This is a genomic window from Tolypothrix sp. VBCCA 56010 (assembly GCF_050875635.1).
Lineage (GTDB): Bacteria > Cyanobacteriota > Cyanobacteriia > Cyanobacteriales > Nostocaceae > Hassallia.
The window spans coordinates 1-11,993 of sequence record NZ_JBPAOH010000192.1 but is presented as its reverse complement, the minus strand read 5'-3'; the positions used below and the strand labels follow the sequence as shown (position 1 = coordinate 11,993).

Genomic DNA, 11,993 nt, shown 5'->3' with positions numbered 1-11,993 from the left:
CGCGTCTGGCTAAGGCGTGAATGCTTTCCGAGGGATAACCGCTTCCATGCTCCCTGTGAAGAAAGAAGTAAATGTCTAGACTTGTCTAGGTTTTATATAGCAGCTAAATTTCTAATTACTCTCCGCGCCTCTGCGCCTCTGCGTGAACCTTAAAACTCTTCCAATAATGCCTCCAGAGATTGAGGGTCAGCAATACCCCGCAGGATAGCGGAGATAATCATAGACTCTTCCAAATTTAACGGCTCGCACAGTATATTCTCATCTCGCTCGCCGGCTAAGATATGACGGATGGCAGCAACGAGATTTTGCCAAACTTCTGCAAAATTTCCCATCACAACTTCTAACTGTTCCCTGATTTCTGCATTATCCACAGCAGCTACTACCCCTGCAATCAACTGCCCATATTGCCGTAACTCATACTGTGTCCCCGCAAACGCCGCTTTTGCTTGCCTTGCTTGGCGACGATATTCTTTAGCTTGAGTGCTGTCGCCCTGCTTGTCGGCAATATCTGCCAACATGTCATAGGTTTTCCAAATCTCAGCTGCAGCTGGGTCTAAGGTTTTGTCGATGGCTAATGCGTCTTCTGCTAATTGTCGGGCTTCGCTGAGGCGGTGGGGTTGGTTTTGTAGTAGGTTAGCGAGGTTACTTAAGACTAGAGATACATTTGCTCGATCTTCTAATTTTTGATATTGCTCTAAAGCCTTACACCACCAAGCTTCTGCCTCTCCCAGTTTGCCAGCAAGTGCATTGAGCTTGCCTAATAGACCCCAAGTACTTGCTGCATCTGCCAGATTTCCTAGAGATTCTTTAATTTGTGCTGATGTTCGGGAGGCATCTTCCGCAGCATCCCACTGCTTGCCTTTTTCATACACCATACCCAGTTGATGCCAAGCCGTAGCTTGTTTTGCTGGTTCGTTGAGTTGCTGGAAAGTAGTCAGTACTTCTCGGTAACGCTGTTCTGCTTCTGGGAGGTTGCCTTGCAGCATAGCTAGAGTGCCGAGTTGCCCATTTGATACCGCAGCCGAACGAAGGTCTCCAAGTTCTTTGGCAATCACTAATCCTGCTTCATAAGCAATGCGTGCCTCTTCATACTTCCCCATAAACATCAGCGCATCAGCCAAGTGAGTCTGCAAGTTTGCCATCTGTCTCTTGACATTATCAGACTGTTCCAAATTCTGCGCCATTTTCAACCCGTCGCGGTAGATTTGTGCTGCTTGTGCTGTTTGTCTTTGTTCCGCCAAGCACCGCCCCAGCAGACGCAAAGTAGCACAGCGGTTATAACTTGGTTGCTCGCCCAACTCTGCCAGTATCTCACTAAACACTTGCGCTGCTTGTTGATAGCGACCAGCATTGAATAATTGCTCACCTGAACTAGTACGGCTGAGAAACCATGTATGGGAACCTACTTCTTCAGTCAACTCAGCAATCCGTTGATTTAGTCTAGTGTGATCGCGGTTAAGTCCAAATTTGCCAAGAAAAAAGTTTACTTTGTTAACAAACTTTACTGCCCATTCTGCACCTGCATTTAACGCCCCATCAACTGCATAAAGTAAATTCGGTAATTCCCATTGGGCAATGGCACAGGCAAAATGAGGGTCTTTGATATCTTCAAAATACAAAGACTCAGAAACTTCATAATACCACTCTTGATAACGGGCAAGCAGTTGTGTCTGTGCTTCTGGGGGTAAGCGCGGCCACAAGGCAGGGGCTAAGGTGGGGTGAAATTTGAAAAAAGGAAAGCGAGTACCAGGCAAATGTTCAGGCTGAATTAAACCAGTAGTTTCCAATGCTGGGCACAGAATTTGCCACTGTGACTCAGAAATTTCTGTAATCCCCAGCAAGTTAAGTTCTAACGCCCCGCCCTGAAACACGCCTAAACGAGGCAACAACTGCATTGCTTCAGCATCCAACCGTTCTAAAGATAAATTCAACGATGCCAATAGGGGATTATCTGGTGTTTGGGCAATCAACGTTTCTAAGCGTTGTCCCAACTCTGCCGGACGGCGACTTTCCAACTGTTTCGCTAACAAACCAATGGACAGGGGATGAAAATCCACCAGTTTAAACAATTCCAACAACACTTCGCGTTTAGGTGGGTCGAATTTGGGTGCTAGCGTCAGTTTAATCAAACTCTGGAAATACGCTAGGGCATCTTCTTGTCCCAAACCTCGCAAAGGTAAGGAGATATGTTTGCGACTGCCTTGTGTGGGATAATCGGGATGGTGAAAATCTGGTGTGCGAGTGGTGAGTAATACCCGACATTCCCCAACCTCAGACCACTGTTTTGCCACGGTTAACAGTTCCCGAAGAGATTCGGCTGGCAAGGTTTCTGAGTTATCTAAAATCAGCAATGTGGCTTGTTTACGCAACGCCTGAGTTGCCGCCGCCCCATCAATTAAACTCTCCTCTAACACTGTTGCCAGGGTGCTAACTGCCCAGCCTACAGCATCCACACCACCAAAGGCAGCATAATCCACAAAACAAACTTTCTCAAACATCCCCGTGCGGTGTAACCAGCGTCCTGCTTCCTGGACAAGATAGGTTTTTCCCTGTCCACCAAAACCCGATACTGTGAGGCGGCGCGTTCCCTGCACAAACCATCTTTCTATCTGCCACAATTCCCGGCTACGACCGAAGAATCCAGCTTCTTGTACATCCCGCAAGTTTCCCCATTTTGGTGACTCGCCGCTTTCTTGGTTGTTCAAGTCTTGCTGCAATAATGGGGTATCACCAGCCGCTTGATACAAGGCAGGTAAAAACCAATCTTGCAATTTTAACTGTACTCGTTTCTCACTCCGTTGCCGTTCTCCCCGTTGTTGGTTGAGATACAAGTCTCGCCGCGCATTATCTAATGCTTCACCCATACCAGCACCAGATACTAAACCCTGATAAAATTTAGCAAACAGTTGTTGAGTAGTTGTGACTAATACCGAATGAGTCATTGCCAAGACTGTGGGAATACCTGCATGGGTTAACCTAGCGGCTACACAACCCATTGCATCCTCTCCATCTTCCCCACCCATTGCCGCCGACTGACAGGCAGACAAAACAATTAACCCCACTTTTTGCCGATTCAGCATATCACCCAAGGTTTCGGCAGTAATCAGGGCTTTTTTCCCTTCTTTATCCTCAAATAACAAATAACCTATATTGCCGCCGTTCTCGTTCCCGCCTTTAGTTAGTCCCACCGGGTCGCTATGTTTAGCCTGTTTTTGGAAACGCCCATCTAAATCAAATACCCCATGACCGTCAAAATGCACGATATCAACAGGGGGTTTGCGCGAGTCTTCTAACCGCACTACTAAATTATCTAAGGTTGCTGGACGCAAAAATTCTACCTCAACTCTTCCGGCTGCTTCTTGTTGAATTGCGTCCAACACTGCCATTGCTTCACCACGGGGGTCAATAAATCCTGCATCGCTGGGACGACTGATAACAAACAATAACCGCAATCGGTCTTTGACTTGCACTTTAAACGGTCTGCGTCCACCCCCTGCACCAGCCAAGCGGCGACGAATCGAAATGCGGGGATTTTCGTGAAACAAATAAGTACCTTGTGGGTCGCATAACAATTCCCAAGGCAGGGATAAAATTGCTGGATGACTGGCGCTGATTGTTAATAAGCGTCCTGGTTGATTTTCATCTTGAAAATAATTAAACAGCCTTTGAGCAGCCCGATTTTGAAAAACTGCATTAAATAAATCTTCGCCCCATTGCCGGAATTTTTTTGCTATCCCTTCCGCCCGTGTATCATCTACATCCGTGGTGTAATGTACCGCATAAGTTTCTAAGTACCAGCGAATCTCTTCTCTGTCTGCTGCACTCAACGGTGAGGCAAAATCCAGCCTCTCAGTTTCTTGCCCATCAAATGTTACAATGACTTGATGATTCTCTGGGAAGCGGAGATTTAATTCCATAGTCGGCTGTGTGGGCGTGTCAGGTTATTTGAGAGAATACAAACTTTTTAGCCTAAATTCCGTAAAAATGCTAGGCGATCGCATTTAGCAATTCCAATTAAAAAAACTTATATGCCGCAGGGCTTTTGTGATTTATACCTGTTGCCTTATTTTGGAGAATTGGTATTAGACCAAATATCAATACTGATTTGGCGATCGCCTGCTTTGAGAACTGTTTTATTCTTCCTCCCCAAGCTCACCAAGAGCGTCATCAAATTTGTTGATGATTTCGAGTAATTTTGATACAACTCGCGCAAAGATTTTTTTACGATCTAATAATTTGGGTTTTTCGTTACAAGCACTCAGCACAGTTTCTCTCAATGGCTCTTTACCTGAAAATTTATAGTCGGCAATCATTTGATTAACAACTTCGACCTTGAGATTTTCCTCTATACTGAGTTGCTGAATTGCTTCAATACGTTCTTGAGTCCAGAAGTCTTGAAAGACGGTTTCGACTTTTTCTTCGGGTTCAAGGGTAGGTAGCCGCTCATCGATAAATTTCTCCAGCAGATCCCGTTTACTTCGTAATTGGGCTTCTTTGCCAATAAGTTCAAGGATAGAGGCTTTTTGATTCTGGTACTCTTCTGAGGTGACATCTGCTTGGCGATCGCGCTGGAGTTTAGCGACCAGCTTGAGAATATAGGCGACGTTAATTTCGTCTCGCTGGATCAGTTCCAGTTCAAAATCGACTTTCTCAACCAAAGATTCTTCCTCTTCATCGGGTTTGGATCGCGTTTTATCATAGATGTCCAGATATTTGCTTTTATAATCTTCAAAGGTTTGTTCATCCAGATTCAAGTCAGAAAAACTAAATTCAGTGAATGATTTACTAACATTCTGTAAACGAATAAGATTACGAAAGGCTTTGACAAACTTAACTTGGTCGTCTTCACTAATAAGCTTATTGACATCGTTAGGGATAGTGGCGATCGCTCTCAGTTGTTGCACACCTTCATTAAATTTATCAATGTAGTATTCGTAAGGTTCAATGAAAATTTCTTCATTAGCATTGGGATCGGAAAAGAGGGCAACGGCTTGATCGGTATTCTCCTTAAGATTGCGAAAGCAAACAATATTACCCTGAGATTTAAGTTCGCCCAAAATGCGGTTAGTACGGGAGTATGCTTGAATTAACCCGTGGTACTTCAGATTTTTATCGACATAGAGCGTATTGAGTTTCTTAACATCAAAACCCGTAAGAAACATATTAACGACTAACAGAATATCAGCACGTTCCTGATCCTGAAAGTTTTCCCGATCCCTATCCTTCATTCGTTTGGAAATATCTTTGTAGTAGGCATAGAATGCCTGACTATCTTTGGCGGAATGTTGGGTTTGGTACATTTGGTTATAGTCCGCGATAAATTGATTCAGTTTGTCGCGGCTATGGCTACGGCTGCTCGGATCTGTGCTGATATTAAAATCGGGTTCTCCAATTAAGCCGTTTGCGTCTTGGTCTTCTTCGTTATAGCCAGGAGTAAAAATTGTGATCACTCGTAGGTCATGTAATCCCTGTTTTTGTTTGTTTTTGAACGTGTCGTAATAGGTAATTAGGGTGTCTACGCTGCTGGCGCACAGCATCGCCGAGAATTTTCTACTGTGGGTTTTACGGTTATGGTTGGCAATAATCCAATCGACAATTAGAGAAATTCGGTCTGGATTTTCAAAGAATTCTCGGTCTAATTTTGGCTCTGTGATGAGAGTGCCGTCTTTGCGTTTGATTTTGCCCCAATACTCGACGGAAAATTTAAGAACGTTTTCATCAGCGATCGCATTGGTGATTACATATTCGTGCAGACGTTTCTGGAATAGGTCTTGGGTAGTGCGTTTACCGTGTTCGTTGCTAGCAGCGTTATCGGCAAAGATGGGAGTCCCGGTAAAGCCGAACATTTGGGCTTTGGTAAAGAATTTGACGATATTTTTGTGGGTTTCGCCAAATTGGGAACGATGGCATTCGTCAAAGATAAACACAATGCGCTTATCTTTGAGCTTCTCCATTACGATTTGATGGCTTTGGGATTTGATCGCTCGGTTGAGTTTTTGGATAGTGGTGACAATGAGGCGATTATCCCCAGCCATTTGTTCTACCAGTTGTTTGGTGCTATCGGTGGTGTCTACGCAGTCAGGGCTGAAATAATTAAACTCTCTGCTGGTTTGGTAGTCGAGGTCAGCGCGATCGACGACAAACAGCACTTTATGCACTGTGGGGAGTTGGGTGAGAATTTGGGCAGCTTTGAAGCTGGTGAGGGTTTTGCCTGATCCAGTGGTGTGCCAGATATAGCCGTTTTTATCAGTCTCCTTCACTCGCTCAATGATGGCTTCTACTGCGTAATATTGATAGGGGCGCAGCACCATCAGCACTTTATCTGATTCGTGCAGGACAATGTATTTACAGATCATTTTGGAGATGTGGCATTTCTCCAGAAAGCTGTCGGCGAAGTCTTCCAGTTGGGTTATCAGGTTGTTTTCTTGGTCTGCCCAGTAGAAGGTTTGTTTAAATTCTTGTTTGCGGTTGTTGGCGTAGTAGCGGGTATTGACACCGTTGGAGATGACGAAAATTTGGACATATTGAAACAGTCCATTGTCTGCACTGTAGGAATGGCGTTGGTAGCGGTTGATTTGGTTAAAGGCTTCTTTGAGTTCCAGTCCTCGGCGTTTCAGTTCAATTTGGACGAGGGGCAAGCCGTTAATCAGCAGGGTTACGTCGTAGCGGTTTTTGTAATTGCCTTGCTGGGTGATCTGGTTGGTGACTTGATATTGATTTTGACACCAATGTTCGGTGTTGAGGAATTCTAGGTAAAAGGTAGTGCCATCGTCGCGCCTAAGTTCCATTTTGTCCCGCAGGCGTTTGGCGCGGTCAAAGACGTTACCTTTATCAAGGTGGTTGAGGATGCTTTTAAACTCTGTGTCGCTGAGTTTGATGTGGTTATGTTTTTCGAGCTGGGTTTTGAGGTTGGCTTTGAAGTCTTCAGCGTTGCGAAGGGTGACAGCTTCGTAGCCTAGACCAGTTAGGCGAGCGATTAGTTTTTGTTCTAGTTCGGCTTCGGTTTGGGGCATAGGGGAATGGGGAATACAATAAAAGTATTATTTATTGCCTACTACCTATAAAATACTACCTATTCCCTAATGATGTCTGTTGGGGTTTCTGCGGAGAGGGTTAAACCGCGATAGACTTGTTCAATGGGGAAATTGAGCTTAATGCTTTTGAGTTCGATCGCATCACCTGCTTTGTAGTTGATAATCAACCAATCACCTGCGTCGTTTTTGTGATACAGGTCTATTTCGATACTGGTGGAACTGACTAGTAGGTAATCGATTAAAGCTGGGTTTTGGCGGTACATTCGGAATTTGCCCCCTCTGTCGTAGGCTTCGGTAGTTTTTGAGAGGACTTCAACGATTAAGCAGGGGTAAGTAATATATTGGGTTGTGGTTTTATCGCGATCGTCGCAGGTGACGCTGGCATCTGGGTAGGTATAGTTATTACTGCCAAAGATATTGACTTTGACATCAGAATTTCCAGTGATGCAACCTGTATTTTCTAAGTGGCTGTCGAACATGGCGGTGAAGCGGATGGCGATACGACTGTGATTGACGCTACCGCCGCTCATGGCGTAAACTTTGCCGTTGATATACTCGTGCTTTTCCAGTTGGGTTGCTTCCCAGGCAAAGTACTCGTCTGGGGTGAGGCGGGGGGCGTTGTCTTTAGTTGCGATCATTATGGGGAAACTCCTGGATTGGATGACTCGCACACTTTCATATAGAAAAATCTCTGCTGCACTTTATTTTACACAAATAGATTTATCCGTAATGCCCTACTGTTCGTCTAACAATGCTTGTTCATCAAGGAAGGTTTGTAGCCGGATCTCATAATCTTCATAGTACAGTTCATATAATGCTTGGCTATAAAGTAGTTTGTTGTCCAAGGGATACTCTTCATCTAGCAAATCATTGAATTCTGGATTATCTTCATATCCAATTCTGTTTTCTTTAATTTCAAAATCTTCTTTTGACTTCTTTTCCAATGCAAAACTGAAAAACGAAGATATGAGATAACGGGATAGGCTTTCTGTTATTTCTCTCAGTAGCCGCGATAAATCTTGATCGTTAAGCAGTTCTTTAGGTATATGTTTTCCGTGAGATAAATCACCTCTCGCATTTCTTAATTCATTAATATGTTTTCCTATCTGTGAGAGTTTACTAATAAAATCTCTTTCGTATACATCATCATTTTTTTGAAGTAACTTGGCTGCCTCACAGATAAGATTATTAGTTTCACTTTTCGCTCCTTTATTTAAAGTTTTTACTTCTACTCGTGAATCGATTTGAGTAATGATTGTCTTACAAATACTTTGCAAAAGTGAATTGCAACAGTCTAGACTTACTCCTGTATGTAAATCTTGGTGATAGCTTTCAATTGCGCTAATAAATTCCGCAAATGCACCATAGTATTGAAAATCGGGGAATTCTTTGAAATGTCTCTTTACTAAAGTTTCTAAACTCTCCATAACACCACCACTACACAAACATTTTTTGGAGCAAGCCTTTCTTTAATTTTTCAGTGTGGTAAATTTGTCGGGATATTGCTTCTATTTTTTGATCAATTACAGTTATGAAATTGGAAATTTTCTGTTGTTCTTCTGGGTGGGGATAAGGAAGAGGCAAGTTCATGAAATCAGACGTTGTGATATTCATTCGATCATGTCTCGCTCCATAATTTGCAACACTACACATATACTTGTGCCACATTGATGTCTTAAAATACTGCTCATAAAAGGTGTTTTCTTGAGACTTAAAGCGAAAAACTGTATATAGAGGAGACATTACACCTAAACCAATTTTGTTTTTATTGATTGGTCCAACAGGTGCATTCATTGAAATTCGAGGATTATAAACATAATCGCCTTTTTCAATTACATAATAATTAGCCAAGTTTTCAGAATTAGCAATATCTTTATCAAAATAATCTTGTTGATCTATGACTCCTTGTATAGCTGAATTAGTAAGAACTCGACTTATGGATTGATCATCATTTTTTTTAGTTTGTCTAGTTGCAAGTTGTCCTAACCTTTTTTCTTGCCAGGTAGAGAAGGGGGAGCCGTCGGGTTGGGTGAAGCGGATTTGTTGGGAGAAGAGTTTTTGTATTACGCCGCGTTTGTAGGTTTGTAAGAGTTCCTGTTTGCGGCGGAGTTGGGTTAGACGGCGATCGACAGATCCCAAAAAACTAGCGATCTTCTCTTGTTCTTCCAGGCTAGGTATATTGATCTTCCAGCGATACCACTGCTCCACCTTAAAGAGCATCTTTTCAATGTGTACGCCAATACTGGAATGAAAACAAATTTGTTGAAAATAGACAGTGTGAGATAGAAAATTCCAAAATTCGGGGATGATTTTATCTGTAAAATTTAGAACTAAATATTCATTAGATACAATCGCACCATCAAGCTGCTTAGGTACAAATCCACAAGCTCCATGTACAATTTGCCGTTTCGATATCAAAAAGTCGTCTTCTCGAATATAGAATTGACTTTTAACGGCAATATCTCTCCCCTTGAGCTTTTCTCTTTCTACAATTCCTCCTCTAGAGCGTTTTGCAGTTACGAGAGTGTATAGCTCATCGTCTTCCATTACTACAGGGCGGATTACTTCCTCAACTAAGTCGCTAATCGACAATCTGTTCCAGCCCTCTTTTAGAGGTGCTAGGCGAGGTTTTCCATGTTGTACAGATACAGGATATTTTTGGTGGGTTTTATCGCTCATAACGGTGCCTCAATCCCCAACTCCTCGCAAAATCCCCGAATCAGCCGATCCATCTCCACCATATCGCGATCGCACTGCCTCAACTTTGCCGCTACAGCCGCCAGATCAATCTCCTCCTCCTCCTCAAACGTATCCACATAACGCGGAATATTTAAATTAAAATCATTCTCGGCAATCTCCGCTAATGGGGCGCGATAGCTATACTTGTCCTCTTCTACCCTTTGGCGATAGGTGGAAATAATTTTGTCAACATCTTCATCCCGCAAATAGTTCTGATTCTTCGCCTTCTCAAAATAGGCACTGGCATCAATAAACAAAACATCTTCAGGAGATTCCCGGCACTTTTTCAACACCAAAATACAAGTCGGGATACTCGTTCCATAAAAAATATTCGCAGGCAACCCAATCACCGCATCCAACCAATTCCGCTCCTTGATTAGATACTGGCGAATATGCCCCTCCGCACCTCCTCGAAACAAAACCCCGTGGGGCAACACCACCGCCATAATGCCGTTCTCATCTAGGTGATGCAGCATGTGCTGTACAAACGCAAAATCAGCCTTAGAAGACGGGGCTAACTTCCCATACTGACTAAAGCGATCGTCCGACTCAAACAGCTTATTCGCACTCCACTGCGCCGAAAACGGTGGATTTGCCACCACCGCCTCAAACCGCATTCCCTCATGCTGGGGATTCTCTAGCGTATCCTCTTGCCTCAGATCGAAATTACGATAATGCACCCCATGCAAAATCATGTTCATCCGCGCCAAGTTGTAAGTCGTGCGGTTCATTTCTTGTCCGTAAAAATCTCCGACTGATTCCACCTCCCGCGCCACCCGTAGCAGCAAAGATCCCGAACCACAAGTTGGGTCATAAACCGACTTCAGCCGCTCCTTCCCCGTGGTCACAATCTTCGCCAATACCTTAGAAACCTGCTGCGGCGTGTAAAACTCCCCTGCCTTTTTCCCCGCACCACTGGCAAACTGCCCAATCAAATACTCATAGGCATCCCCCAGAACATCGCTCTCGGTGTCTCCCAACCGAAAATCAATTTTATTCAGATGCACTAAAATCTTGGCAATTAAAGCATTTTTTGTCTTCGGAGTCCGCCCCAACTTCGTCGAATTCAGATCCAGATCCTCAAACAAATGATCAAAATCTTCCTCACTTTCCTTGCCCATTGTGGAGCGTTCAATGTTGTTTAAAACATCCGTCAAATCCCCCAAAATAAAAATTGAACTCTTTTCTAACTCCTCATCACTAATCTCATCCTTATCCGCCTGATTGCCTAATGCCCGTTTAGCCAGAGAACTAAACAACTCAGATGGCTTCAAAAAATAACCCAACTCGGCAATAGATTCCTCTTTAATTGCCTCTAAATATTCCTGCCCCTCATCCGACGACTCATCAAGCTCTAGAAAATCAATTTGATCCTCAGCCAAAATTTCATTGGCGTAAAGATGCTGACGCTCGGATAAGTACTTATAGAAAATAAACCCTAAGCAGTAATCCCGAAACTCATCGGCGTTCATCTTGCCCCGTAGCGAATCGGCAATATTCCAAAGCTGAGTTTCTAATTTTTTCTTTTGTCCGTTTTGTCCGTTCGTCATTTATCTCTCGTACTGGGCGATCGCTAGCACCGCCAAGAAGTGGTGTCTAAGCAACGTATAGACTAACACACAAGATGATTCGTTTGTACAGTGCGTAAGTCCTATTCACTTAAACTACCTGTGTTAATACCATATAACTTAAATCATTTGCTGAATTAAAAAATCCTGGGTGCGTTATTGGGTGAGAAATATTGCAGGAGTATGCAACTTAGACTGTTAGCCAGTACTTTCAGTTGGAACAAAACTCAGGGTTTGCTCAATTGATTTGAGGGCTGATTGAATATCTGTACTCAGTGCATCTGCCTCAGCTTTAATCACAGACACACCCTTCCCAATTTCTGTCAGAGATTTTTTTATAGTTCTGATTCGTCCCAAAGCAGTGCGAATTTGCTGAATTTGTTGTTCAACAGCAGTCACATCCAGTTCTGATTCAAGGGTACGCAATTTATTTAACCTTTGCTGGATCACCAAAAAGCGGATAGCAATGATTAAAAATGGATGGGTTGTGGCAATCCAATAACCTGACGAAGAAACTCCCTCTGCCCAATCACCGATTTCCTGCGCTAATCCTTCACGGGAATAACTTAAAAAAATTGCCGAATTTGCAGAACGCCGCACCATTGCTGATTGTAAATGTTGAGTGATTGCTTGGCGACCAAAAGGCTTTGAG

The 11,993-nt window shown here is 43.5% G+C and carries 7 protein-coding genes; all 7 read right to left on the bottom strand.

The window, feature by feature from the left end; all coding sequences use genetic code 11:
* Positions 1-149 precede the first annotated feature (149 nt).
* On the bottom strand, positions 150-3,917 hold the full coding sequence (locus AABK37_RS36615; protein ID WP_432556361.1) for a CHAT domain-containing protein: 3,768 nt from the start codon (positions 3,915-3,917) through the stop codon (positions 150-152).
* A gap of 216 nt (positions 3,918-4,133) precedes the next feature.
* Positions 4,134-7,013, bottom strand: a complete 2,880-nt coding sequence (locus tag AABK37_RS36610; RefSeq protein ID WP_432556360.1) for a type I restriction endonuclease subunit R — start codon at positions 7,011-7,013, stop codon at positions 4,134-4,136.
* A 59-nt stretch (positions 7,014-7,072) separates the two neighbouring features.
* The gene (locus AABK37_RS36605) at positions 7,073-7,672 is read right to left on the bottom strand and encodes a Uma2 family endonuclease (RefSeq protein WP_432556359.1); all 600 of its coding nucleotides are present in this window, start codon (positions 7,670-7,672) and stop codon (positions 7,073-7,075) included.
* 96 nt (positions 7,673-7,768) lie between these two features.
* Complete coding sequence (locus AABK37_RS36600) at positions 7,769-8,461, bottom strand: hypothetical protein (RefSeq protein ID WP_432556358.1); 693 nt, start codon at positions 8,459-8,461, stop codon at positions 7,769-7,771.
* Between the two features lie 10 nt (positions 8,462-8,471).
* Complete coding sequence (locus AABK37_RS36595) at positions 8,472-9,713, bottom strand: restriction endonuclease subunit S (RefSeq protein WP_432556357.1); 1,242 nt, start codon at positions 9,711-9,713, stop codon at positions 8,472-8,474.
* Complete coding sequence (locus AABK37_RS36590; protein WP_432556356.1) at positions 9,710-11,323, bottom strand: type I restriction-modification system subunit M; 1,614 nt, start codon at positions 11,321-11,323, stop codon at positions 9,710-9,712. Before AABK37_RS36590 ends, AABK37_RS36595 begins: the two co-directional genes overlap by 4 nt.
* A gap of 216 nt (positions 11,324-11,539) precedes the next feature.
* The coding region (locus AABK37_RS36585) for a hypothetical protein (RefSeq protein ID WP_432556355.1) at positions 11,540-11,993 on the bottom strand (454 nt) is incomplete at its 5' end.